21 protein-coding genes, 1 tRNA gene and 1 pseudogene are annotated in these 23888 nt (G+C 74.6%); 18 read left to right on the top strand and 5 right to left on the bottom strand.

Features of this window, described 5'->3' with window-relative positions; all coding sequences use genetic code 11:
- Position 1: 1 nt before the first annotated feature.
- The 9 genes from IFT45_RS01425 to IFT45_RS01385 all read left to right on the top strand — a co-directional run bounded on the left by IFT45_RS01425 (position 2) and on the right by IFT45_RS01385 (position 8893).
- Positions 2 to 679: a MazG nucleotide pyrophosphohydrolase domain-containing protein gene (locus tag IFT45_RS01425; RefSeq protein ID WP_192126310.1), complete on the top strand. Its 678-nt coding sequence runs from the start codon at positions 2 to 4 to the stop codon at positions 677 to 679.
- A gap of 497 nt (positions 680 to 1176) precedes the next feature.
- The gene (locus tag IFT45_RS17655) at positions 1177 to 1767 is read left to right on the top strand and encodes a TetR family transcriptional regulator (protein WP_192126308.1); all 591 of its coding nucleotides are present in this window, start codon (positions 1177 to 1179) and stop codon (positions 1765 to 1767) included.
- A gap of 291 nt (positions 1768 to 2058) precedes the next feature.
- Positions 2059 to 3303 (top strand): HisS family protein, encoded by a 1245-nt coding sequence (locus IFT45_RS01415; RefSeq protein WP_192126306.1) that lies wholly within the window; start codon positions 2059 to 2061, stop codon positions 3301 to 3303.
- A gap of 112 nt (positions 3304 to 3415) precedes the next feature.
- Positions 3416 to 4696, top strand: coding sequence for a phosphopyruvate hydratase (eno, locus tag IFT45_RS01410; protein WP_192126304.1), 1281 nt, complete (start codon positions 3416 to 3418; stop codon positions 4694 to 4696).
- A gap of 93 nt (positions 4697 to 4789) precedes the next feature.
- Positions 4790 to 5329, top strand: a complete 540-nt coding sequence (locus tag IFT45_RS01405; RefSeq protein ID WP_056056685.1) for a septum formation initiator family protein — start codon at positions 4790 to 4792, stop codon at positions 5327 to 5329.
- Entirely contained in the window at positions 5326 to 5877 is a 552-nt protein-coding gene (locus IFT45_RS01400) for a DUF501 domain-containing protein (protein WP_056056684.1), read from the top strand. Before IFT45_RS01405 ends, IFT45_RS01400 begins: the two co-directional genes overlap by 4 nt.
- Positions 5878 to 5882: 5 nt before the next feature.
- Positions 5883 to 7136, top strand: a complete 1254-nt coding sequence (locus IFT45_RS01395) for a S8 family serine peptidase (protein ID WP_371810826.1) — start codon at positions 5883 to 5885, stop codon at positions 7134 to 7136.
- Positions 7137 to 7175: 39 nt separating this feature from the next.
- Positions 7176 to 8699, top strand: a complete 1524-nt coding sequence (locus tag IFT45_RS01390; RefSeq protein ID WP_192126302.1) for an FAD-dependent oxidoreductase — start codon at positions 7176 to 7178, stop codon at positions 8697 to 8699.
- 119 nt (positions 8700 to 8818) lie between these two features.
- Positions 8819 to 8893 (top strand) — tRNA-Leu (locus IFT45_RS01385).
- Between the two features lie 48 nt (positions 8894 to 8941).
- Here the strand turns inward: IFT45_RS01385 and IFT45_RS01380 are convergent.
- Positions 8942 to 11221 carry a hypothetical protein gene (locus IFT45_RS01380; protein ID WP_192126300.1) on the bottom strand — a complete coding sequence of 760 codons (2280 nt, stop codon included), beginning with the start codon at positions 11219 to 11221 and terminating at the stop codon, positions 8942 to 8944.
- Between the two features lie 238 nt (positions 11222 to 11459).
- Between IFT45_RS01380 and IFT45_RS01375 the strand changes: the two genes are divergently transcribed.
- Positions 11460 to 12041: a LemA family protein gene (locus IFT45_RS01375; RefSeq protein ID WP_056056679.1), complete on the top strand. Its 582-nt coding sequence runs from the start codon at positions 11460 to 11462 to the stop codon at positions 12039 to 12041.
- A gap of 3 nt (positions 12042 to 12044) precedes the next feature.
- On the opposite strand, the gene IFT45_RS01370 is transcribed toward IFT45_RS01375, so the two are convergent.
- Positions 12045 to 13265: a DNA glycosylase AlkZ-like family protein gene (locus tag IFT45_RS01370; RefSeq protein ID WP_192126298.1), complete on the bottom strand. Its 1221-nt coding sequence runs from the start codon at positions 13263 to 13265 to the stop codon at positions 12045 to 12047.
- Between the two features lie 155 nt (positions 13266 to 13420).
- Between IFT45_RS01370 and IFT45_RS01365 the strand changes: the two genes are divergently transcribed.
- Both IFT45_RS01365 and ilvA read left to right on the top strand, forming a co-directional pair.
- Positions 13421 to 14812: an AI-2E family transporter gene (locus IFT45_RS01365; protein WP_192126295.1), complete on the top strand. Its 1392-nt coding sequence runs from the start codon at positions 13421 to 13423 to the stop codon at positions 14810 to 14812.
- Positions 14805 to 15988 (top strand): annotated as a pseudogene (gene ilvA / locus IFT45_RS01360) (threonine ammonia-lyase); the annotation flags it as partial. The gene IFT45_RS01365 and the pseudogene ilvA, both read left to right, overlap by 8 nt.
- 38 nt (positions 15989 to 16026) lie before the next feature.
- Here the strand turns inward: ilvA and greA are convergent.
- Together greA and IFT45_RS01350 are read right to left on the bottom strand one after the other, a co-directional pair.
- Positions 16027 to 16521 (bottom strand): transcription elongation factor GreA, encoded by a 495-nt coding sequence (gene greA / locus IFT45_RS01355; RefSeq protein ID WP_056056674.1) that lies wholly within the window; start codon positions 16519 to 16521, stop codon positions 16027 to 16029.
- Between the two features lie 162 nt (positions 16522 to 16683).
- The gene (locus IFT45_RS01350; RefSeq protein ID WP_056056672.1) at positions 16684 to 17139 is read right to left on the bottom strand and encodes a DUF4307 domain-containing protein; all 456 of its coding nucleotides are present in this window, start codon (positions 17137 to 17139) and stop codon (positions 16684 to 16686) included.
- 69 nt (positions 17140 to 17208) lie between these two features.
- Between IFT45_RS01350 and mca the strand changes: the two genes are divergently transcribed.
- Positions 17209 to 18102, top strand: coding sequence for a mycothiol conjugate amidase Mca (mca, locus tag IFT45_RS01345; RefSeq protein WP_192126293.1), 894 nt, complete (start codon positions 17209 to 17211; stop codon positions 18100 to 18102).
- Positions 18099 to 18437, top strand: coding sequence for a hypothetical protein (locus tag IFT45_RS01340; protein WP_192046137.1), 339 nt, complete (start codon positions 18099 to 18101; stop codon positions 18435 to 18437). The genes mca and IFT45_RS01340 overlap by 4 nt, the downstream gene beginning before the upstream one ends.
- Here IFT45_RS01340 and IFT45_RS01335 read toward each other — a convergent pair.
- Entirely contained in the window at positions 18434 to 19174 is a 741-nt protein-coding gene (locus IFT45_RS01335) for a hemolysin III family protein (RefSeq protein ID WP_056056670.1), read from the bottom strand. The genes IFT45_RS01340 and IFT45_RS01335 overlap by 4 nt on opposite strands.
- 83 nt (positions 19175 to 19257) lie before the next feature.
- Here IFT45_RS01335 and IFT45_RS01330 point away from each other — a divergent pair, with 83 nt between their 5' ends.
- The 4 genes from IFT45_RS01330 (at position 19258) to IFT45_RS16695 (ending at position 23886) form a co-directional block, all read left to right on the top strand.
- On the top strand, positions 19258 to 20046 hold the full coding sequence (locus IFT45_RS01330) for an isoprenyl transferase (protein WP_235491255.1): 789 nt from the start codon (positions 19258 to 19260) through the stop codon (positions 20044 to 20046).
- Between the two features lie 123 nt (positions 20047 to 20169).
- The gene (locus IFT45_RS01325) at positions 20170 to 21297 is read left to right on the top strand and encodes an aminotransferase class V-fold PLP-dependent enzyme (protein WP_192046136.1); all 1128 of its coding nucleotides are present in this window, start codon (positions 20170 to 20172) and stop codon (positions 21295 to 21297) included.
- A 271-nt stretch (positions 21298 to 21568) separates the two neighbouring features.
- Positions 21569 to 22969: a PhoH family protein gene (locus IFT45_RS01320; protein ID WP_371810823.1), complete on the top strand. Its 1401-nt coding sequence runs from the start codon at positions 21569 to 21571 to the stop codon at positions 22967 to 22969.
- 326 nt (positions 22970 to 23295) lie between these two features.
- A complete protein-coding gene (locus tag IFT45_RS16695) occupies positions 23296 to 23886 on the top strand; it encodes a prepilin peptidase (RefSeq protein ID WP_197982103.1) in 591 nt (196 codons plus the stop codon).
- Positions 23887 to 23888 lie beyond the last annotated feature (2 nt).

Raw genomic sequence — 23888 nt, 5'->3', positions numbered from 1 at the left:
CGTGACGGACGGCGTCGACGGCCGCGCGGGCGCCGAGCTCGCGGCGCTCGTCCGCGTGGTCGAGGCGCTGCTGGCCGACGAGGGCGGCTGCGAGTGGAACCGCGCCCAGACCCCCGACAGCCTCGTCACCTACCTGGTCGAGGAGTCGTCGGAGCTCGTCGAGGCCATCGAGTCGGGCACCCCGGCCGATCGCCGCGAAGAGCTCGGCGACGTGCTGTACCAGGTGGTGCTCCACGCTGCGATCGCGGCGAGGGCGCCGGGGGAGGGCTTCGACCTGGCCGACGTCGTCCGTGACGTCGCCGCGAAGACCGTGCGTCGGCACCCCCACGTCTTCGCCGGCGACGAGGCCGCCGACGTCGACGACATCGTCCGTCTCTGGTCCGCCGCCAAGGCCCGGGAGAAAGCCGACCGCCGCAGCGCCTACGACGGCGTGCCCCTCGGCCTGCCCGCCCTCGCGAGGGCACAGAAGGTGGAGTCGCGGCGCCGGTCGGCCGGTCAGGTCACGCCGCCCGCCGCCCTCGTCGACGACGAGCCCGACGTCGAGCTCTCCTGGGGGCGCGAGCTCCTCGCCCGCGTCGACGCGGCGACCGCGGAGGGGCTCGACGCCGAGCGGGCGCTCCGGCGAGCCGTCCGCGAGCGGGAGCAGCAGCTGCGGTCGGGCGAGGCTCCGCGGCCGTAGCGCGTCCCCGGCCGGGCGCGGACGGGCCCCCCGCCACGATGTCGCCGTCGTGGACGGACAGGGCGCGGGGCAGACGCCCGGGGGAGAGGGCCGGGGGTCCGACCGACCCGAACGGCGGACACCCCGGCACAGGGCACCCGACCGACCCGAACGGCGGGCGCCCCCACGTGCCCGGCCGCACGGCGGTCGAGGACCAGCTGCGCGGGCGAGGGGCACGTCGGCGTCGCACTGCGTCGAGGGGGATCACCCGCGACGCGTCGTGCGGCACTGCGTCGAATGTACCGGGTGGAGTGCTGACATGTCAAAGACGGAACCCTGATGTGTCATGTGGTCGGCGGTCGCCGGTGGTCGTCGACGCTGCTCGTCGACCCCGGCGTGTCCGCCCGCCGGTGTCGTCGGGGGCGCCCGGGGGTCGCGGTGGCCGTCTGTTATCGTGCGACCGGGCCGACGGCCCGGCGCAGGGCCGGGCTGCTCGCCCTCGCAGAGGAGGGGCTCCCGTGCCTCGCAGACCCGACCCGACCCGCAAGCCCGAGCTGCTCGCGCAGATCATCGAGCACCTCCGCAGCCGGTCGATCGCCACGGTGTCGTTCCGCACCCTCGCGGAGGCGCTCGGCGTGAGCACGTACGTCTTCGTCTACCACTTCGGCAACCGCGCCGAGCTCGTCGCCGAGATCGTGCGCGGAGTCGTCGCGCGGCACGACGCCGCGCTGGCGGTCGACCCGACCGCCCTGGACGGTCGGTCGCTCCGGTCGCACCTGCTCGACGCCTGGGCCGACTCGACCAGCGAGCGCGGCCGCGACCTGCTGCGCCTCGAGACCGAGGCGGCCCTGCTCGAGGTCGTCGCCGGCGAGCAGGGCCCGGCTCGGGGCGAGGTCGCCCGCTGGCACGACTTCGTCGCGCGCTGGCTGGTGGCGCAGGGCGTGCCGGAGGCGGTGGCCGGGCCGGAGGCGCGGGTCGCCGTCGACGCCCTCCGAGGCCTGCAGCACGACGCCCTCGTCACGGCGGAGGTGCGCCCGCTCACGACCGCGGCCACCCGCGTCGTCGACGACCTCGTGGCCCGCGCGCCGCAGCTCGCCTCCACGCCGTGACCGCGCGCCGGGGTCGAGCCCGGAGCGGTCGCGTGACGGTCGGACACGCCGCGGCCGGCCCCGGGCAGAGCCCCGCCCCGCCTGATGCTGATGAACGGGCCAGGCGCGAGGCGCCTGGCCCGTCGTGGAGCCCTCACCGCAGGGAAGGGAGGGCGCCGGGGTCGGTCGCCGGTGCGCAACCCGATTCGCGCCGACGACCTGCGTCGACCATAGCCGACATGTCACATGACGCGCAATCCTGCGGGGCTCGACCGCGCGCCTCCCGGGGCTGCCCTCTGGGATGATGGTGCGATGCCCTCACACGTGACCCCGCCGCGCGGGATGCGAGACTTCCTGCCCGCCGAGAAGCGCCGCCGCGAACGCGTGCTGGCCACCGTGCGCGACGTCTACCGCTCGCGGGGCTTCGACGAGATCGAGACCCCGGTCGTCGAGGGCGCCGAGTTCCTCTGGTCCGGCCTCGGCGGCGACAACGAGAAGCAGGTCTTCGCGGTGCTGCGCCGCGGGCTCGACCTCGACGCCGTCCGCGGCGTGGGGTCGCCGCTCGAGCTCGCCGACCTCGGGCTGCGCTTCGACCTCACCGTGCCCCTGGCCCGGTTCTACGCGTCGCACCGGGCCGAGCTGCCGACCGTCTTCCGCTCGGTGCAGATCGCTCCCGTCTGGCGGGCCGAGCGGCCGCAGAAGGGCCGCTACCGCCAGTTCGTCCAGTGCGACATCGACATCCTCGGCGAGCCCGGGCAGCAAGCCGAGGTCGAGCTGATCTCGGCCACGACCGACGTGCTCGACGCCCTCGGGCTCCGGGGCACGACCATCCGCGTCAACGACCGCCGCGTGCTGCTCGGCGTGCTCGCCCACTGGGGCGTCGCCCCCGAGCTGACCGACCGGGCGCTGATCGAGATCGACAAGCTCGACAAGATCGGCGTCGAGGGCGTGGCGACGCAGCTGCGCGAGCTCGGCGTCGGCGGCGACGACCTCGCGGCGCAGCTGCACCAGCTCGGCGAGGCGACCTTCGACTCGATCACCGGCTCCGCGCCTCCCGCCTGGCTCGACGCCGAGGCCGCAGCCGACCTCGTGGCCCTCCGCGACGCGCTGCCGGGCGCGACCCTCGTGCTCGACCCGACGCTGGTGCGGGGCATGGGCTACTACACCGGCACCATCTTCGAGGTGGCGCACCCCGACTTCAGCTACTCGCTGGGCGGCGGCGGTCGCTACGACGGGATGATCGGCCGGTTCCTCGGCACCGACGTGCCGGCCGCGGGCTTCTCGCTCGGCTTCGAGCGCATCGTCGACCTCGTCGAGCTCGACGGGGCCGACGACGACGGCCTGGCCGTGCTGCACGACAAGACGGTGCCGCCGGCCGAGCTGGTCGCCCTGCAGCGGGCGCTGCTCGCCGGCGGCGAGGGCCGGGTGCGGCTCGAGCGCCGCGCGAAGAACGCCAGGGGCCAGCTCGCCGCGCTCGCGGCCGCCGGCTTCGGGCGGTTCGCCTCCGTGCGCGGGGGCGAGTCCGTCGACGAGCTGCAGATCCGCCCGATCGGCTGACCGACGGCGGGCGAACGTCCGCTGAACACCCGCGTCGCCGGTCGGAGGCGCGGCTAGGCTAGGCGGCGGGGCCCAGGCCCCGACGACCTGACGACACACTAAGGAGTTCTCCGTGGCAGCAATCGACGCCGTAGGCGCCCGCGAAATCCTCGACTCGCGGGGCAACCCGACCGTCGAGGTCGAGGTCCTGCTCGACGACGGGACCGTGTCGCGCGCGGCCGTCCCCTCGGGCGCATCCACCGGGGCCTTCGAGGCCTACGAGCTCCGCGACGGCGACGACAGCCGCTACCTCGGCAAGGGCGTGCTCAAGGCCGTCGCGGCCGTCATCGACGAGATCGGCCCGGAGGTCGAGGGCCTCGACGCCACCGACCAGCGCCTGATCGACGCGGCGATGATCGAGCTCGACGGCACCGAGAACAAGTCGCGCCTCGGCGCCAACGCCATCCTCGGCGTCTCGCTGGCCGTGGCCCGCGCCGCCGCCGACTCGGCCGACCTGCCGCTCTTCCGCTACCTCGGCGGCCCGAACGCCCACACGCTGCCCGTGCCGATGATGAACGTCATCAACGGCGGCTCGCACGCCGACAGCAACGTCGACATCCAGGAGTTCATGATCCTGCCGATCGGCGCGTCGACCTTCGGCGAGGCCGTCCGCTGGGGCGCCGAGACCTACCACGCGCTGAAGAGCCAGCTGAAGGCCGCCGGCCTCTCGACCGGCCTCGGCGACGAGGGCGGCTTCGCGCCGAACCTCGAGAGCAACCGCGCCGCGCTCGACCTGCTGGTCGAGGCCATCACCACGGCCGGCTTCACCCCCGGGAAAGACATCGCGCTGGGCCTCGACGTCGCCTCGAGCGAGTTCTTCTCCGACGGCTCGTACACGTTCGAGGGGCAGTCGCGCGACTCGGCCTTCCTCGCCTCGTACTACGCCGACCTCGTCGCCTCGTACCCGCTCGTCTCCATCGAGGACCCCCTCGACGAGGACGACTGGGAGGGCTGGGCGCACCTCACGAGCGAGATCGGCCGCAAGACGCAGATCGTCGGCGACGACCTCTTCGTCACCAACCCGACCCGCCTCGCCAAGGGCATCCAGACCGGCGCCGCGAACTCGATCCTCGTCAAGGTGAACCAGATCGGCACCCTGACCGAGTCGCTCGACGCGGTCTCGCTCGCCCAGCGCAGCGGCTACACCACCGTGCTGTCGCACCGCTCCGGCGAGACGGAAGACACCACGATCGCCGACCTCGCCGTCGCGACCGACGCCGGCCAGATCAAGACCGGCGCCCCGGCCCGCAGCGAGCGCGTGGCGAAGTACAACCAGCTGCTCCGCATCGAGGAGGAGCTCGGCGACGCCGCGGTCTACGCCGGCTACTCGGCGTTCCCGCGCTTCCAGGCCTAGCCAGCGCCCCGCCGAGAGGCCCGTCCCCGCCCGGGGGCGGGCCTCTCGGCGTTCCGTGACCCGGCGCCCGGGTGCGTCGTCTACCCTCGACACATGCCTCGTGAGACCCCGAACCGCCGCGTGCCGGTGAGCCTCCCGGCCGCCGACTCGGCCGCGGGCGCCTGGCTCCGCAACATCCGCTCGTCGGGCTTCAGCCTGGTGATGCTCGTCATCCTCGTGCTCTTCGTCGTCATCCTCGCGCCGTCGCTCCGCACGCTCATCCAGCAGCAGCAGCAGATCGCCGCCCTCGAGCAGGAGGTCCGCGACCAGCAGGCCGACGTCGACGACCTGCAGGGCGACGTCGCGCGCTGGAGCGACCCGGCCTACATCGAGGCCCAGGCCCGCGACCGCCTGCTCTACGTCTACCCGGGCGAGTACAGCTACCTCGTCATGGGCGAGTCGGCCGGCGCCGAGCCCTCGCAGCCCGCCCCGATCAGCGACTCGCTGCAGACCCCCCAGGTCGACTGGGTGGCGGCCATGACGTCGTCCGTGCTCGACGCCGGCCTCAGCGACGCCCCCGCGACCGAGCTGGTCGCGCCCGACCTCGGCGGCGCGACCGTGCCGTCCTCCACCTCGACAGGCGGCACCCCGTGACGACCCCTCCCTTCGACCCGGTCACCGACGACGACGTGCGCATCGTCACGGCGCAGCTGGGCCGCCCCGCCCGCGACGTCGTGGGCATCCCCGCGCGCTGCGTCTGCGGGGCGCCCACCGTCGTCGCGACGAAGCCGCGCCTCGGCGACGGCACGCCCTTCCCGACGCTCTACTACCTGTGCCACCCGGGGGCGACGGCGGCGGTCTCGACCCTCGAGGCCACCGGCGTGATGACCGAGATGACCGAGCTGCTGGCTGGCGACGAGCAGGTGCGCGAGCAGTACCACGCCGCCCACGACGCCTACCTCGCCGACCGCGAGGGCATCGAGCACGTCGCCGAGATCGCGCACGTCACGGCGGGGGGCATGCCCGAGCGCGTCAAGTGCCTGCACGCCCTCGTCGGCCACGCCCTCGCGGCGGGCCCCGGGGTCAACCCGATCGGCGACCTCGCGCTCGAGCGTGCGTCGTGGAGCCCCGACGTCTGCCGCTGCCCCGACTGGCTCGACGAGTCAGCCCCGGCGACCACCGCCTCCGACGGCGCAGCCTGACCGCCGTGCGGCGGCGAGGGGGTGTCAGCGTCGCGGCCGTCGTCGCCGCGGCCGCCCTCGTCGTGCTGCCCGCGGCCTCGGCGCGTGCCGACGCGATCCGCGACCAGCAGTACTGGCTCGCCGACTACGGCATCGAGCAGGCCTGGCAGACCACCCGGGGCGCAGGAGTCACGGTGGCGGTCATCGACACCGGCGTCGACGGGTCGGTGCGCGAGCTCCAGGGCGCCGTCGTCGGCGGCACGGACGTCAGCGGCCAGGGCAGCCCCGACGGTCAGACCCCGGTCGGGACGGACGACCCGGCGCACGGCACCCTCGTCGGCTCCATGCTCGCGGGCCGAGGCACCGGCAGCGGCGACGGCGTCGTCGGCGTCGCGCCCGAGGCGAGCCTGCTGTCGGTCTCGGTCGGCTTCGGCACCGGCGCCGTCGACTCCGACACCCAGATCGCCGACGCGGTCCGCTGGTCGGTCGACCACGGGGCCGACGTCATCAACATGTCGCTCACCCGCAACACGCTCGACTGGCCGACCAGCTGGGACGACGCGTTCCTCTACGCGATGGAGCACGACGTGGTCGTGGTGGCCGCCGCCGGCAACCGCGGCAGCGGCACGACCGAGGTGGGCGCGCCCGCGACCATGCCCGGCGTGCTGACCGTGGCGGGCGTCGACCGCTCGGGCACGGCGAGCTTCGACGCGTCGAGCCAGGGCATCACCATCGGGGTCGCGGCGCCGAGCGAGAAGCTCGTCGGGGTCGGCCCCGACGACGTCCACTACAGCTGGAACGGCTCGAGCGGGGCCACGCCCCTCGTCGCGGGGATCGTCGCCCTCGTGCGGGCCGCCCACCCCGAGCTCGACGCCGACGACGTCATCAACCGCGTGGTCGCGACGGCCGAGCCGCGCGGCGCGACCCAGCCCGACCCCCTCTACGGCTACGGGCTCGTCGACGCGGCGGCGGCCGTCACCCGCGACGTGCCGCACGTCGAGGCGAACCCGATGGGCGACCTCTCGGAGTGGATCCGCGTGCACCGCCGCGCCGACGAGGTCGTGCCCGACGGCAGCTCGTCGGCCGTGCCCGTCGAGCCGGCGCCGGTGCCCACCCCGGAGACCCCCGACGGCGAGCGGCTGTCGGCCCTGCTGCCCACGGTCGAGACGATGCGGTCGACGGGCGTCCCGCTCATCGTCTTCGCGGTCTTCGGCGGGGCCCTGGTGCTCGTCGGGGTCGGCGCCGCCCGGCAGTACGGGCGGGGCCGTCGGCAGGAGTAAAGTCTCCTCCGACACCCCACAACGAGGAGAGCCTTCACCGTGCCTGAAATCCTGATCGTCGGCGGCGGCTACGCCGGCTTCTACACCGCCTGGAAGCTCGAGAAGCACCTCCGTCAGGGGGAGGCGTCGGTGACGGTCGTCGACCCGCTGCCCTACATGACGTACCAGCCCTTCCTCCCCGAGGTCGCGGCCGGCTCGATCGAGCCCCGTCACGCCGTGGTCTCGCTCCGCCGCCACCTCAAGAAGACGAGGGTCGTCACCGCCAAGGTGACCGCGGTCGACCACGCCACGAAGACCGCGACGATCACCCCGTCCGTCGGCGACGCGTGGACGATGCAGTACGACCAGATCGTCATGACGGCCGGCGCCGTGTCGCGCACCTTCCCCATCCCGGGCGTGGCCGACGAGGCCATCGGCCTCAAGACCATCGAGGAGGCCGCGGCGATCCGCGACAAGCTCCTCACCAACTTCGCGAAGGCGGCCGACCTGCCCGCCGGCCCGCTGCGCGACCGCCTGCTGACGGTCACGGTCGTGGGCGGCGGCTTCGCCGGCATCGAGATCTTCGCCGAGCTGCGCAGCTTCGCCAGCGACCTGCTGAAGAAGTACCCGACCCTCACCATCGACGACACGCACTTCCACCTCGTCGAGGCGATGGGCCGCATCATGCCCGAGGTGTCGCTCGAGACGAGCCACTGGGTGCTGAAGAACCTCGCCGAGCGCGCCGCCACGGTGCACCTCGACACGCAGCTGCAGTCGGCCGTCGGCGGCAAGATCGAGCTGTCGACCGGCGAGTCGTTCGAGTCGGACCTCATCGTCTGGACGGCCGGGGTCATGGCCAACCCGATGGTGCGCTCCACCGACTTCCCCCTCGAGCAGCGCGGCCGCATCACCGTGCAGGCCGACCTCCGCGTCGTCGACGGCGAGACCGTCGTGCCCGGCGCCTGGGCCTGCGGCGACGTCGCGGCGACGCCCGACCTCACGGGCAAGGGCGTCGGCGGCTTCTGCGTGCCGAACGCCCAGCACGCCGTCCGCATGGGCAAGCAGCTCGCCAAGAACATCACCGCCGTGCTCCGCGGCGAGGAGCCCGTCGACTACGTGCACGAGAACCTCGGCGCCGTCGCGGGCCTGGGCCTCGGCACCGGCGTCTTCCAGAGCGGCAAGTTCGTGCTGAAGGGCTTCCCGGCCTGGGCCGCGCACCGCGGCTACCACGGCATGGCGATGCCCTCCTTCGAGCGCAAGTTCCGCGTCGTCACCGGCTGGTGGAACAACTTCTGGCTCGGCCGCGACATCGTCTCGCTCGACGACCGTGAGCGCCCCCGTGCCGCGTTCGAGGCGTTCGCGTCGCGCCCGAAGCCGGCCGCCGACGAGCCCGCCGCGGCGCCCGCGCCCGAGATCGGCAAGGCCGCCGGCGAGCCCGGCCCCGCCTACGCGAACCCGGTCGACGCCGACGGCAGCGCGCCCGCCGAGGGCGAGAAGGTCGGGGCCACGGCCGGCGGCTCGGCCCGCGGCACCGGAGCGTCGACCGACGTCGGCGGCACCGACAAGGTGCCCGCCGCCGAGTAGTCACGGCACCGGCCGCCTCGAGCGGCCGACCACGACGCCCGCCCTGCTGCTCGTCAGCACGGCGGGCGTCGTCGTGTCCGTGCGACGGCCGCCGCCGCCGTCTCGTAGGCTCGGGGGAGGCCCTCGTAGCCCAACTGGTCAGAGGCAGGCGACTTAAAATCGTCCAAGTCAGGGTTCGAATCCCTGCGGGGGCACGGTCACGCCGTCAGGGCGACGCGGCCGACGCGGGCGACGGGCGCGGCTCAGGCCTCGCGGCCCGCGGGCTCGACCACGCGCAGCCAGAGCCAGGCCGCGACCGCCCCGAGCGCCGCGACCGCGCTGGCCGCCACGAGCGGCACGACCGGGAACGCCGCCGTCGGCGCCCCGACGAAGACCACCGCGGCGACGCTCACGCCGACCACGACGAGCCCGACGTAGGCGCCGCGCGACCAGGCCCAGACTCGTCGCCCCGGCAGGCCGCCGAGCGGCACGAGCGAGACGACGAGCGAGCCGAGCCCGGCCAGGCACACGGTCGCCAGCGTCTCGCGGGCGAGCTCAGCGCCGGCCCCGGCCCCGGCCGCGGCCCCGGGCACGACGCCGTGGAGCACCCACGCCGCCCCGCCGAGCACGACGAGGGCCCCGAGCTGCGCGGCCGCCGCGACGCCGACGTCACGGGAGTCGGGCTCGCGCGCGGCCTCCGCGCCGCGGTGTCGCCCGGACGACGACGGCACGGCGACGAGGGCGCCCGTGAGCAGCACCCCCAGCACGAGCGGCGGGTCGAGCGAGAGGGCCCGCGTGGCCGCGCACGCCACGACGGCCGCCAGCAGGAGGCGCGGTGACATCCGCACGCGGAGGGCCAGCCCCCGGGCCCGCGCGACGAGCAGGGCGGGCAGCGCCACGCCCAGCCCGTTGATCACGACGAGCCCGATCACGATCCCCAGCGCCAGGCGGGCGTACTGCAGCTCGTCGTCGACCCCGGCGGCGACGGCCGTGACGGCGGCGCCCGCCACGAGGGCCAGGGCGACCGGCAGCCACGGGCTGACCGTGGCCGCGCTGAACGACGTGGGCAGCTCGACGCCGCGGTTGCGGCCGGTCAGCGAGGCGCGGCGCCGTCGCTGCCGCCCGCGCAGCGACGCGGCCGCGAGGCGGGCCGGCGCGGCCACGAGCAGGAGGAACAGCAGCGCCAGCCCGCCGGCGAGCGCCCAGGCCGGGCCGGCGAGGGTCTGGCCGAGCGTCGGCAGGTGCTCCCCGAACGAGGTGGCGGTGGCCCAGGTGCCCCGGGGGCCGTCACCGGTGCCGGGGGCGCCCCCCGCGCCTCCTGCGGCGTCGTCGGTCGGAGATCCGCCGTCGCCGCCGGGCGACCCGGGGGCGACCGGCGCGGCCGACGTCGACGGGCCTGCCGGCGACGGGGAGGCGGTGGGGGCGGGCGTGGCACCGGGTCGCGGCGTCGGGCCCACGACGGGAGGCGCGACGGCGGAGGCGGGGTCGACCACGGTCACCGTGACGCCGGCCGAGGGGGGCCCGTAGTTGCCCGCCGGGTCGACGAGGGCGGCCTGGACGACGTGCGAGCCGAGGGGGAGGTCGGAGCCGGCGGTGCTGCACGACCACGGGCCGTCGCCGACGACGACCTGGCAGACGGGCGAGCTGTCGACGTAGACGGTCGCGAGGGCTCCGGCCTCGCCGCTCCCGGTGACCGTCACGGGCTGCGCGGCGATCCGCTGCCCGGCCGTCGGCGAGGTGAGGCGCGGAGCGGCGGGCGCGTCGCGGTCGACCCGCACCGAGACGGCGCTCGAGGCGCCGGAGCTGGGCACGTCGGGCACGGAGGGCGACGACTGCGTCGCGGTCACCGTGTACGAGCCGGAGGGGAAGGAGGAGGCGGGCAGCGTCGTCGTCCACGACCCGTCGCCGCCGGCGGTCGCCGTGGCGCGGGCGCCGCCGCCGGCCGTGACGGTCACCGTGGCGCCGGGCGCGGCCGTGCCGGAGAGCTTGCCGCCCACGAGGAGGCCGCCGCGGACGGTCGGCGGGGTCAGCACCGAGAACGGGCCCGAGTCGACGTCGGGCGTGCTCGGCTGGTCGAGGTCACGGGCCGTCGCCGTCCAGCCCGCGCCGGTGGGCACCGGCCCGGAGCACGACCAGGCCCCCTCGGCGTCGGCCGTCACCGCGTCGCAGAGGGTGCGGAACGTGCCCGAGCCGCTGACCGAGACCTTGACGCGCGCGCCGGGGGTCGCGGTGCCGCTGACGAGGACCGTGCCCGTCGCGCTGTCGCTCACCGGGCCGATGGTCGGCGCGACGGGCTCGGCGGTGGGCGGGGGAGTCGTGGGCGGGGCGCCGAGGGAGGGCGGCGCCGGCGACGGGGTCGGGCTCGCCGCCGCCCAGCCGGGTGCGGACGGCCCGGCGAGCAGCAGCGCGAGGCCCAGGACGGTCGCGAGGACCACGGTGACGGACGCCCGGGCCCTGCCCTGCGCCGGGGCGTGCCGGAGGCCCGCGGGGCGGCCGGTCGGGGCCGGGCGTCGCGGGGCGGCGGAGGGCAGGAGGTCGATCACTGAGACCCATTCAGCACGGCCGCGGGGGACAAGTCAATCCGCTGCGCGGAGGAGGACCGTGTGCTCCTCCTCGCCGGTCGACGACGCATGTCGTGAGTTCGCTCCGAGAACGCCCAGTCGACGTGGAGGCCCCGTCGGGCGCATTTATAGTGTTCTCCGGACCGAGCCCCGACCCGACGACGTCTCCGAGCCCCCCGCTCGGCCGCGGGTCGCCACGCACCTGGAGGAGTCACCCGTCATGCAACCCGGCCTTACCGGCATCCTCGTCGCCGTCGGCGTCGTCGTCCTCCTCCTGCTCCTCGCGGGCATCTGGGCCTGGGCGTCGTACCACTCGCTCGTGGCGCTCCGCACCCGGGTCGACGAGGCGTGGGACGGCATCGTCGTCCAGATGCGCCGCCGGGCCGAGCTGGTGCCGACGATCGTCGAGCAGGTCAGGGGCTACGCATCGCACGAGACCAAGGCGCTCGAGACCGTCGAGCGGGCTCGGGTCGAGACCCTCGAGGCGAGCACCCCGGCGGCCGCGTCGACCGCCGAGGGGCACCTGCAGACCGCGCTCCGCGGGGCCTTCACGGTCTCCGAGTCGTTCCCGCAGCTGCAGGCGAGCCAGTCGTTCCTGCAGCTGCAGTCCGAGCTCGTCGAGACCGAGGACGGCCTCCAGGCCGCCCGTCGCTCCTACAACGGCGGCGTCCGCGAGCTGAACGCAAAGGCCGCCGGCTTCCCGGCGCGGCTCTTCGCCCCGCGCCTGGGCGTCTCGCAGCGCGACTTCTTCGAGGTCGAGCAGCCCTCGACCATCGCCGAGCCGCCGCGCGTCCAGTTCTGACCCCTAGCTGACGTCGCCCGGCCCGACGGCGCCCCGCAGCGCCGCCGCGAGGTCGCCCCGGTCGACGACCTCCACCCGCTCGAGCCCCTGCCAGCGGGCCGCCCGGCCCAGCAGCGCCGCGAGCCGGTCGACGTCGACGGGCAGGTCGCGCTCCCGCCACGAGGCCTGGACCCTCAGCACCCGGGCCTGCCGGTCGCTCTTCAGGTCGACGCGGGCGACGAGCTGGTCGCCCTGCAGCACCGGCAGCACGTAGTAGCCGTGCACCCTCTTCTCCTGCGGGGTGTAGATCTCGATGCGGTAGCGGAACCCGAACAGGCGCTCCGCCCGGGGCCGCGTCCAGACCACGGGGTCGAACGGTGAGAGCAGGGCGTCGGCGGCGATCCGCCGGGGGAAGGCCGCGTCGCGGTGCAGCCAGCCGCCTCGCGGCCAGCCCGGGACCGTCACCGGCGTCACGACGCCCTGGTCGGCCAGGTCGTGCAGGGCGGGCACGACGTCGGCCGTCTTCATGCGCCAGTGGTCGGCGAGGTCGGCGGTGGTCGCCACGCCGGAGGCGCGGGCCGCGTGGGCGAGCAGCCGACGGTGGGCCTCCTCCCGCCCCACCTCGACGGCGAGGAGCTCGGCGGGCAGCACCTGCTCGGGCAGCGCGTACACCCGCTCGAACCGTCGTCGCCCGGCGCTGACGAGCGCCCCCACGCGGAAGAGCGCCTCGAGCCCGCGCTTGACGTCGCTCCAGCCCCACCACGGCCCCGTGCGCCGGTTCGCGTCGTGCTCGACGAGGCTCGCGGGCAGCGGGCCCTCGCCGCGCAGCTCGTCGAGCAGCCAGGCGGCCGTCCGGGCGTTGGCCGACAGCCACGACCCCGGATCGGCCTCTGCCCGGGCGCGGTGGTCGTCCATGCGCCAGCGCATCAGCGGCCAGGTCTCGACGGGCAGCAGCGCGGCCTCGTGCGCCCAGTACTCGACGTACCGCCCGCGCGGGGCGAACAGCAGCTCGTCGAGCCGGTCGCGGTCGTAGTGGCCGAGGCGGGCGAAGACGGGGAGGTGGTGGCTGCGCTCGAAGACGTTCACCGAGTCGATCTGCAGCAGTCCGAGGCGGTCGACGACGCCGTGGAGCTGGCGGGCACCGACGGCCCGGGGGCCTGCCGCCTCGGCGACGGGCCGGCCGAGGCCCTGCGCGGCGAGGGCCGTGCGGCGGGCCTGGGCGGGGGAGAGGGCGTCGCGGGTCACGGGGCGACCCTACCGACGGCCGCCGACACGGCCGACCCGGCCCGCACCTCCTCGTGTCGCGGTGCCGACGCAGCCGGGCCCGAGACGGGGTCAGCATGCCGGAAGGGGCATGTGGCGCGGGCGTCACGGTCGGCCGCGACACCTACACTGAGCGCATGAACCGCCTCCGACGGCTCCTCCGACGCCCCCCGGGCAGCGGCGTCGCGACGCCCGTGCCCGCCGAGCCCGTGCCCGGCGCCGCGGCGCTCCCGTCGGCCCCCGTCACGGGCCCGGAGGTCGCTCCCGAGCGCCGCACGGAGGGCGACCTCGACGGTGCGCTGCCCCGCGGCGTCGTCGTCGCCGGCGCGTGGTCGTGGCGCGTCCTCGCGATCGTCGGCGTCATCGCCGTCTTCGTCTGGCTGGTCATCCAGCTGCGCATCATCGTCGTGCCGTTCATGGTGGCCCTGCTCATCGCGGCGCTGCTCGTGCCCCTCTCGTCGTGGCTGCAGCGGCACGGCTGGCCGAAGTGGCTCGCCGTCGTCGTCAGCCTCGTCGGCTTCGTCGTCGTCGTGGCCGGGCTGCTCTACCTCGTCGTGCTGCAGATCATCGACGGCTGGCCCCAGCTGCGCGACCGGTCGGTGGCTTCGTACGTCGAGCTGAAGGGCGTGCTGCTCGACTCGCCCCTGCACCTCACCGAGGCGCAGCTGAACGGCTACGTGACCGACGCCGTGACCGCCCTGCAGCAGGACAGCCAGCCGCTCCTGCGCGGCGCCCTCTCCGTCGGCACGACGGCCGGCCACGTCGGCGCCGGGCTCGTGCTCGTGCTCTTCTCGACGATCTTCGTGCTGGCCGGCGGCGGCGACATCTGGCGCTGGTTCGTCCGTCTCTTCCCGCGACGCGCCCGCACGGCCGTCGACGGCGCCGGCCGCGCCGGCTGGACGACGCTGACCAACTTCGTCAAGGTGCAGATCCTCGTCGCCGCGGTCGACGCCGTGGGCATCGGCCTGGGCGCGTTCTTCCTGGGCCTGCCGCTCGTCGCGCCGATCGCCATCGCGGTCTTCCTCGGCTCGTTCGTCCCCGTGGTCGGCGCGGTCGCCACCGGCACCGTCGCCGTCGTCATCGCGCTGGTCTACAACGGCTGGGTGGTGGCGCTGGCGATGCTCGCGGTCGTGATCATCGTGCAGCAGATCGAGGGCCACGTGCTGCAGCCGTTCGTCATGGGCGGCGCCGTCAAGGTGCACCCGCTGGCCGTGGTCTTCGCGGTCGCGGCGGGCGCCCTCCTCGCGGGCATCCCCGGCGCGCTCTTCGCGGTGCCCGTCGTCGCGGTGCTGAACGTCATGGTGTCGTACGTCGCGGGCGGCAGCTGGCGCGACGGGCCCCGGTCGGTGCCCGCTCCGCCGGGTCGCGTGCCCCCGGGCCCGTCGGCCGGCGCCTCCGCCCCGAACACCAAGGGCGGCCCCGTGGTCGGCCCCTCGGCCACGTCCCCCTCGGCCACCTCCCCCTCCGCGGCCGACCCGGCCGCCGCCTCCGCTCGCTCCGTTCCGTCCCGAAAGGCCGCTGATGCCTGACCTCACCATCGCCGGGCCCACCCTGGCCGAGATCGAGGAGGCGCGGGTCCGCGTCTCGACGGTCGCCCGCGTCACGCCGATGGAGAGCTCGCGGTTCCTGGCCGACGTGCTGGGCTCGCCGGTGTACCTCAAGTGCGAGAACCTGCAGCGCACGGGCTCGTACAAGATCCGGGGCGCCTACAACCGCCTCACGCAGCTCTCCGACGACGAGAAGGCGCGGGGGGTCGTGGCCGCCTCGGCCGGCAACCACGCCCAGGGCGTGGCCTTCGCGGCGCGGGAGCTCGGCATCGCCGCGACCATCTTCATGCCGGTCGGGGTCGCCCTGCCCAAGCTGCAGGCCACCCGCGACTACGGCGCCGACGTGGTGCTCAGCGGCCACGCCGTCGAGCAGTCGCTGATGGCCGCCAAGGAGTTCGCGGCCACCACCGGCGCCGTCTTCATCCCGCCCTTCGACCACCCCGACGTCGTCGCCGGGCAGGGCACCGTCGGCCTCGAGATCCTCGACCAGGTGCCCGACGTCGACACGGTCATCGTGCCGATCGGCGGCGGCGGGCTCATCTCGGGCGTCGCGAGCGCCCTCAAGCAGAACGCCGCCCGCACGGGCCGCGACGTCCGCATCATCGGCGTGCAGGCGGTCAACGCGGCCCCCTACGCGGTGTCGATGAAGCGCGGCGTCCGCACCGACATCGAGGCCCTGCCGACGATCGCCGACGGCATCGCGGTCGCGAAGCCGGGCGTGCTGAACTTCGAGATCGTCCGCGAGACCGTCGACGAGGTCGTCACGGTCAGCGACGACGACACCGCCCGGGCGATGCTCGTCATGCTCGAGCGCGCGAAGCTCGTCGTCGAGGCGGCGGGCGCCGTCGGCGTGGCCGCGGTGCTCACCGAGCAGGTGCGCGACCTCGGCACGACCGTCATCGTCCTCAGCGGGGGCAACATCGACCCCCTGATGATGGAGCGCGTGATCGGGCGAGGCCTCGCGGCCGCCGAGCGCTACCTCAAGCTGCGGGTCGGCCTGCCCGACCGGCCCGGGCAGCTGACCCGGGTGTCGGAGATCCTCTCGGACGCGAACGCGAACGTCGTCGAGGTGCTGCACACCCGGCACGGCCGCGGGCTGCAGATCAGCGAGGTGGAGCTCGAGCTCAGCGTCGAGACACGCGGCCCCGAGCACGTCCANTCCGAGGAGCGGGGGCCGTCGTCGTCAGCGCCGGGGGCTACGGCGTGTAGGTCTCGACCGCGGTGACGGAGACCGCGATCTCCTTGCCGTTGGGGGCCGTGTAGCTCGTCGAGTCGCCCACCTTCAGGCCGTTGATGGCCTGGCCCAGCGGGCTGGTCTCGCTGTAGACCGAGAGGTCGCTGTCGGCGGCGATGATCTCGCGGTTGCCGAGCAGGAACGTGCTGGGGTCGCCGGCGATCGTCGCGGTGACGACGGTGCCGGGGCCGACGATGCCGGCGGCGGCGGTGGACTCGCCGACCGTGGCGTTCTTCAGCAGGTTGGTGAGCACCCGGATGCGCGCCTCCATCTTGCCCTGCTCGTCCTTCGCGGCGTGGTAGCCGCCGTTCTCCTTCAGGTCGCCCTCTTCACGCGCCGCCTCGATGCGGGCGGTGATCTCCTTGCGGCCCTCGCCGCTCAGGGTGGCGAGCTCGGCCTGGAGGCGGTCGCGCGCGTCGGGCGTCAGCCAGGTCGTGGCGTCGTTGGCGTCGTTCATGGTGTCTCCGTTCGTGTGGCGGCCGGCCGCGCGGTCGCCCGCGCGGGTGGTCCGGTCACGGGTGCTCACGTCGCGCGTGCGGGGAGCCGCGGGGCGGACGAGGCACGCCCCTCGAAAGAAGGAGACCGGCCGAGTGGCCGGTCTCCGGTGATCCGATGCAGTCTACGGAAGCCAGCACTCGTAGATCAACCCCGTCACCGCCCGCTCGCTGGTGGCCAGCGAGGTGGTGTACGTGGTCGAGTGCTGCGCCGCGGCGGGCAGGTGGACGACCTTCCAGCCGACGATCGCGAACTTCTGGTTCTGCGCCTGGACGGCGCAGCTCACCTCGGTGCCCGGCTGCACGCTGACGGTGTACTGCACGTCGACCGAGCGGTCGTCGAGCACCGTGTAGCCGACGTCGGTGCTCTCGAGCTTCGACCCGTCGCCGTCGAAGGCGGCGAAGACGACCCAGGCGGCGAAGACCACGACGAAGGCGACCGCGACCGAGACGGCGACCACCGTGCGCCGGCGGCGCGTGCCCGGAGACCGGCCGTAGCGGTCGTCGAGGTGCGACGAGCGAGCCGTGTCGGGGGCCGGCGTCGAGGGCGCCGGAGATGCTGCGGGGGGCGTGGACGCCACTCGGGACTCCGTCCGATTATCCTGGTCACAGGGTAGCAACGTCTGCCCTGCACGAATTGCGAGGAACCCGTGACCCTGCGCCTCTTGGCCGTCCACGCCCATCCCGACGACGAGTCCAGCAAGGGCTCGGCGACGTACGCCCACTACCGCAGCCTCGGCGTCGAGGTCCTCGTCGTCAGCTGCACCGGTGGTGAGCAGGGCTCCATCCTCAACGAGCAGCTGGAGGCCCGGCACCACGCCGAGCGCGACATCGCCGGCCTGCGCGTCCACGAGATGCGCGCCGCCCAGGAGGCGATGGGCGTCGACCACGTCTGGCTCGGCTACGCCGACTCCGGGCTGCCGGCCGAGGGCGAGCCGGTCGCCGTGAACTCGTTCGCGACGATCCCGATCGAGACGAGCGCCGAGCCCCTCGTCGCCGTCATCCGTCGCTTCCGCCCGCAGGTGCTCATCACCTACGACGAGAACGGCGGCTACCCGCACCCCGACCACATCCGCACCCACGAGATCTCGATGGAGGCCTTCCGCGCCGCCGCCGACCCCGCGCGCTACCCGGCGACGGGCGAGCCGTGGTCGATCGAGAAGGTCTACTACGACCGGATGTTCAGCACGGGCCGCATCGAGGCGATGATCAGCCACCTCCGCGAGAGCGATCCGGAGTCGCCGCTGATCGAGCGCCTCGGCGAGATGCTCGAGCGCTTCAGCGACCGCCCCGACCTCGCGACCACGAAGGTACCGGTCTCCGACTTCTTCCCCGTGCGCGACGCCGCCCTCCGTGCCCACGCGAGCCAGGTGCCGCTCGACAGCGCGTTCTTCTTCTGGCCGAACGACCTCCAGGTGCGGGCCTGGCCGACGGAGGACTTCCAGCTGGTCGAGTCGACCGTCGAGTCGACCCTCCCCGAGACCGACCTCTTCGCCGGCGTCGTCGACCCCGACACCGGCCTCGTCGGGACGGAGCGCTCGTGACCGCCCTCGGCGACCTCGCCCTCGGGGCGACCGTGCGCCTCCTCGCGCAGCCCTCCACCCCGTCGCCGACGCTGCCGGCCTCGACCGTGCCCGACGAGGCCGTCACGCCCGGCGTCTGGGGCTTCGTCGCGATCGCGTTCGTGGCGATCGCCACCGTGCTGATCATCGTCGACATGACGCGTCGGGTGCGCCGCACGCGCTACCGCGGCGAGGTCCGCGAGCGCATCGAGGCCGAGCGGGCCGAGGCGAGCCAGGCCGCGGCGGGCCTGGACGAGGAGGCGCGGCCCGGCCAGGGCGACGACGAGCCGTACCGCGAGGGCGGGCCCAGGGCCTAGCCGAACGACGGCGCGTTCAGCGCCAGCACGAGGATCCCGCTCCAGTGGCAGAGGTACGCCGCCACCGTGCAGGCGTGGAACAGCTCGTGGAAGCCGAAGTGGCCCGGAGCCGGGTTCGGGCGCTTCAGTCCGTAGAAGGTCGCGCCGACGATGTAGAGCAGCCCGCCGACCAGCACGAGCACCGTCATCGGCACGCTGGCCGCGACGAGGTCGGGCAGGAACCCCAGCGCGCCGACGCCCATCAGCACGTAGAGCGGCACGTACAGCCAGCGCGGCGCGTGGATGAAGAAGACCCGGAAGGCGATGCCGAAGGCCGCCGCCGTCCACACGAGCACGAGCAGCAGCTGCGACTTGCCGGGCGGCAGCGCGATGGCCGCGATGGGCGTGTAGGTGCCGGCGATGAGCAGGAAGATGTTCGAGTGGTCGAGCCGCTTGAGGAACATCTTGGCGCCGGGGCTCCACGGGAACCGGTGGTACGTCGCCGAGATGCCGAAGAGCAGCAGCGAGGTCGTCATGAAGACGGCCGAGGCCCACGTCGCGGCGGTGCCGTCGGCGAGCACGACGAGCACCACGCCCGTGGCGATCGCCACCGGGAAGGTCGCGGCGTGGATCCAGCCGCGCCAGGTCGGCTTGCGTTCGATGGACGCGTAGTCGAGGGCGTCGTCGAGGAGGGGCAGGTTCGGGAGGTCGGCGCCGCCGTCCTCGGCCACGCCGTCGCGCGCGGGGGTCGTGCTCATGCCCCCGAGCGTAGGCGAGGGGCCGGGGAGGCGGGGGACGAGGCGCTGGGAATCTCCCGCCGAGCGTGCGTTAACGTAGGCACGTGAAGAACCGTCGGCGCACCCCCCTGGCCGGCGGCGTGCTCTACGGCCTCTACCAGCGTCGGCTCCGCCGCGAGCTCGAGGGCGCGGAGCTGCCGCACCACGTCGCCATGATCGTCGACGGCAACCGGCGGTGGGCCAAGCTCCGCATGCTCGAGACGGCGGCTCACGGCCACCGGGCGGGCGCCGCCAAGATCAGCGAGTTCCTCACCTGGTGCGACGACCTGGGCATCCGGGTGGTGACCCTCTACCTCCTGTCGGCGGACAACCTCGGCAACCGCGCCTCCGACGAGCTCACCGAGCTGTTCGGCATCATCGGCGACGTCGCCGACGAGCTGTCGCGGCAGCGCGACTGGCGGGTGCAGCACGTGGGGTCGACCGACGACCTGCCGCCGTCGCTCCGCGAGTCGCTCTCGCGGGCCCAGACGAGCACCGCCGACCGCGGCGGGCTGCACGTCAACCTCGCCGTCGGGTACGGCGGGCGTCGCGAGATCGCCGACGCCATGCGCAGCATCGTCCGCGAGCACGACGCCGCGGGCGGCACCCTCGACGCGCTCGCCGAGGTGCTCACGCCCGAGCTCATCGCGCAGCACCTCTACACCGGCGGGCAGCCCGACCCAGACCTCGTCATCCGCACGTCTGGCGAGCAGCGGCTCAGCGACTTCATGCTCTGGCAGAGCGCCCACAGCGAGTTCTACTTCGTCGAGGCCTTCTACCCCGACCTCCGCGAGGTCGACTTCCTCCGGGCGGTGCGCGACTTCGCGCTCCGGCACCGGCGGTACGGGAGCTGATGACCGGGCTGTCCTCCCGGCGCTGACCCGCGCCTCCTCCCGGACAGCACGGGGGCCCGAGGGCGACGCGCCAGCGCGTCGCGCACTACCGTAGGAGGCTGACCCCCACCCGAGGAGCCGACCGTGACCACCATCGACGAGTTCGCCGCCGGCTTCGCCGACGAGCCCGGCTACTTCGACTTCGCCAAGTACGGCCCCATCTCGACCCCGGTCGCGGAGGAGCAGCGCGGCCTCGTCGACCTGCAGGCCCGCTCGCGGCACGGCTCCGAGATCGCCCTCGACGAGCAGGCCGGCCGCGTGCGCCGGGCGGTCTCGGCGCTCGTCGGGTTCCCCGCCGACCAGGTCGTCTTCCAGCCCAACACCAGCGAGGGCCTGCTGCACACGATGTTCGGCCTCACCGGGCAGATCGTCCTCTCGGCCCGCGAGTACCCGAGCCTGCCTCTCGCGGTGACCCGCGCCTCCTCGGCCCTGCGGGTGCTCGACCCGGTCTGGATGGACCCGACCTACGGCGCCGTGACGCCCGCCCTCGTGCAGGAGCACCTCACGTCGTCGACCACGGCCGTCGCCGTGAGCGCCGTCGACTACCGCACGGGGTACCTCGCCGACCTCGAGGGCATCCGCCAGGTCATCGGCGACCGCCTGCTGATCGTCGACGCCATCCAGGGCCTCGGCGTCGCCGACCTGCCGTGGTCGCTCGCCGACGTCGTCATGGCCGGCGGCCAGAAGTGGCTCCGCGCCGGCTGGGGCACGGGGTTCCTCGCGCTCAGCGAGCGCGCCGCGACGGAGCTCACCCCGGTCTTCACGGGCGTGGCGGGCTCCGAGCTCGTGCTCGGCGGCCGGTACGACCAGCCGGTGCCCGTCCGGGCCGGCGCGGCCGCGTTCCAGGTCGCGAACCCCGACCCCATCGCGCAGGCCCGGCTCGCCACAGCCGCCGAGGCCGTCACGGCGGTCGGGGTGCCGGCCATCGCGGCGGCGGTCGCCGAGCGCGCCTCCCGGCTGATCGACCTCGCCGACGAGGCCGCGGTGCCCGTCATGTCGTCGCGCGACGAGGCCGAGCGGGCCGGCATCGTCGTGCTCCAGCCCGAGCCGGCGCAGCTGACGACCCTCACCGCCGCGTTCATCAACCACGGCGTCACCGCGACGGTGCGGGACACGACGGTGCGGCTCAGCACCCACGTGTCGAACGACGACGAGTCGTTCGACATGCTGCGGGCGGCGCTGACGTCGTTCGGGAGCGCCGTCACCTACTAGCGGCGACCGGCGCGGGCGACCGGCACCGCGACTCCTCGGGGCCCGCCCTCGCAGCCGTCGTCCAGGTCTCGACCACAGCGTGAGGGTCGTTCACCTGATCGTCACACGACGCGGCGCGTCGCCGTCGACACGGCCGCCGGGCTCGACGTAGGTTCGCATCACCGGGCAAGTCGCCCGGTCGAGGCGGCCACGAAAGTTCGTCCTCGCGTCGCACTCCGGCCGTCTCCGCCGCAAGGGAACGGGTGCCCAGGCACCCGGAGATGGAGTCGTCGTGACCTCGCTGAACGAGCCCCGCACCGAGACCCGGACCGATCAGAGCACCGACCGCGGGCGCGGAAGAGCTGCCGAGAGCCGCGCCGGGGAGGCGCGCGGCACGTCGGTCGCCCAGCGCACGTACGTGCTCGACACCTCCGTCCTCCTCTCCGACCCGCAGGCGGTCTTCCGCTTCGCTGAGCACGACGTCGTCCTGCCCGTCGTGGTGGTCAGCGAGCTCGAGGGCAAGCGGCACGACCCCGAGCTCGGCTACTTCGCGCGGCAGGCGCTGCGGCTGCTCGACGACCTGCGCGTGCAGCACGACCGCCTCGACTTCCCCGTCGCGGTCGGCGACGGCGGGTCGTTCCGGGTCGAGCTGAACCACTCGAACATGTCGGTGCTGCCCTCCGGGCTCCAGCTCGGCGACAACGACTCGCGCATCCTCGCCGTGGCCAGCAACCTCGCCGCCGAGGGCCTCGCCGTCACCGTCGTCTCGAAGGACCTGCCCCTGCGCGTCAAGGCGGCGTCGATCGGCCTCGCCGCGGAGGAGTACCGCGCCGAGCAGGTCGTCGACAGCGGGTACACCGGCCAGATGGCGCTCGACGTCTCGAGCGAGCAGATGGCGACCTTCTGGGAGACGGAGCGGCTCAGCTCGCGCGCGCTCGGCGACGTGCCGGTCAACACCGGCGTCGTCGTGCACTCCGACCGCGGCTCGGCCCTCGGCCGCGTGACGGCCCGGGGCGAGGCGCGGCTGGTGCGCGGCGACCGGGACGTGTTCGGCCTGCACGGGCGCTCGGCGGAGCAGCGGCTCGCGATCGACCTGCTGCTCGACCCCGAGGTGGGCATCGTCTCGCTCGGCGGCAGCGCGGGCACCGGCAAGTCGGCGCTCGCGCTCTGCGCCGGGCTGGAGGCGGTGCTCGAGAAGCAGCAGCACAAGAAGATCATGGTGTTCCGGCCGCTGTACGCGGTCGGCGGGCAGGACCTCGGCTTCCTGCCCGGCGACGCCGGCGAGAAGATGAACCCCTGGGGCCAGGCCGTCTTCGACACCCTCGGCGCGCTGGTCTCGCAGAACGTCCTCGACGAGATCGTCGAGCGTGGCCTGCTCGAGGTGCTGCCGCTGACGCACATCCGCGGGCGTTCGCTGCACGACGCGTTCGTGATCGTCGACGAGGCCCAGTCGCTCGAGCGGAACGTGCTGCTCACGGTGCTGAGTCGCATCGGGCAGAACTCGCGGGTCGTGCTGACCCATGACGTCGCGCAGCGCGACAACCTGCGGGTCGGCCGCCACGACGGCGTCGCCTCGGTGATCGAGACGCTCAAGGGGCACCCGCTGTTCGGGCACGTCACGCTGACGCGGTCGGAGCGGAGCGCCATCGCGGCGCTCGTCACCGAGCTGCTGGAGTCGAACGAGCTGAGCTGAGCCGGGCCGCCGCACCGCCTCCTGCGGGGTGCGGCGGGTCGGTGTCCTCCCCGGCGGGTGGGCGCCCGCCCGCCGGGGCCGACGGCGACCCGCCGCGTCGCCGCCGCCGCCGGGGCCGGAGGGCACGAGGGAGGCGCGGGCCGCCTGGTCCTCCCCAGTCCGGTCACGGGGGCCGCGGTCCCCGATCGGCGACCCCGGCGCGCCCGACGGAGTCCGCCGCACGGCACCCTCGGCGCATGACGACGCCTCCGGACCCCCCTCCCGCCGCTCTCGCCCCTCCACCGGTGGCCGGGCCTCGTGCGGTGCGCCGGCGCTGGAGCTTGGTCGTGGCCGCCGCCGTGCCTGCCGCGCTCCTGGCGGCCGTGGTGCTGACGTCCTCGCCGCCCCCGGCCCTCGCGGTCGTCGTCGCCGTCGCGCTGCTGGTCACGCCCGGGCTCGTGGTCACCGACCTGGTCTCCCGTCGGCTGCCCGACCGGCTCGTGGCCCCGCTCGCCGCGGCCACGCTCGGGGGCCTGGCGCTCCACGCCGCGACGGGCGCGGGCTCCTGGCCGTCGGTGTTGCAGGGGCTGGCGGTGGGCGTCGCCGTGCTCGTCGCCGGGGGAGCGGTCTCGTGGTGGGGCGGCCTCGGCATGGGCGACGTCAAGCTCGGCGCCGCCCTGGCGACGTCGACGGCGCTCACGGGCACCGCTGCGGAGATCGCCGGGGGAGCGGTGCTCGCGACGGGCAGCGTCGCGGCAGCCTGCGCGGTCGCCGTCGCGGCCCGGCGGGCGCGCAGAGACCGGGGTCCGGGCGAGGCCCGGCTCGGCAGTGCGACGGGCGGCACGAGCCTCGCGCGGGGCGTCCCGCTCGGGCCCGTGCTGCTCGCCGCGTGGTGGGCGACCGTCACGGTGGAGGCGACCGGCGCCTCCACCGTGTGACG

Source organism: Frigoribacterium sp. CFBP 13707 (assembly GCF_014842245.1).
Taxonomy (GTDB): domain Bacteria; phylum Actinomycetota; class Actinomycetes; order Actinomycetales; family Microbacteriaceae; genus Frigoribacterium; species Frigoribacterium endophyticum.
Note: the sequence above shows the minus strand (reverse complement) of the source record. Positions and strands in the feature narration are given on the sequence as shown.

Excerpts from the sequence above, each read along its gene's own strand:
- greA (WP_056056674.1), bottom strand. The coding sequence starts at position 16,521 with ATGAACGACGCCAACGACGCCACGACCTGGCTGACGCCCGACGCGCGC.
- IFT45_RS01335 (WP_056056670.1), bottom strand. The coding sequence starts at position 19,174 with ATGAGCACGACCCCCGCGCGCGACGGCGTGGCCGAGGACGGCGGCGCC.
- IFT45_RS01375 (WP_056056679.1), top strand. The coding sequence starts at position 11,460 with ATGCAACCCGGCCTTACCGGCATCCTCGTCGCCGTCGGCGTCGTCGTC.
- IFT45_RS01405 (WP_056056685.1), top strand. The coding sequence starts at position 4,790 with ATGCCTCGTGAGACCCCGAACCGCCGCGTGCCGGTGAGCCTCCCGGCC.
- IFT45_RS01365 (WP_192126295.1), top strand. The coding sequence starts at position 13,421 with ATGAACCGCCTCCGACGGCTCCTCCGACGCCCCCCGGGCAGCGGCGTC.
- IFT45_RS01415 (WP_192126306.1), top strand. The coding sequence starts at position 2,059 with ATGCCCTCACACGTGACCCCGCCGCGCGGGATGCGAGACTTCCTGCCC.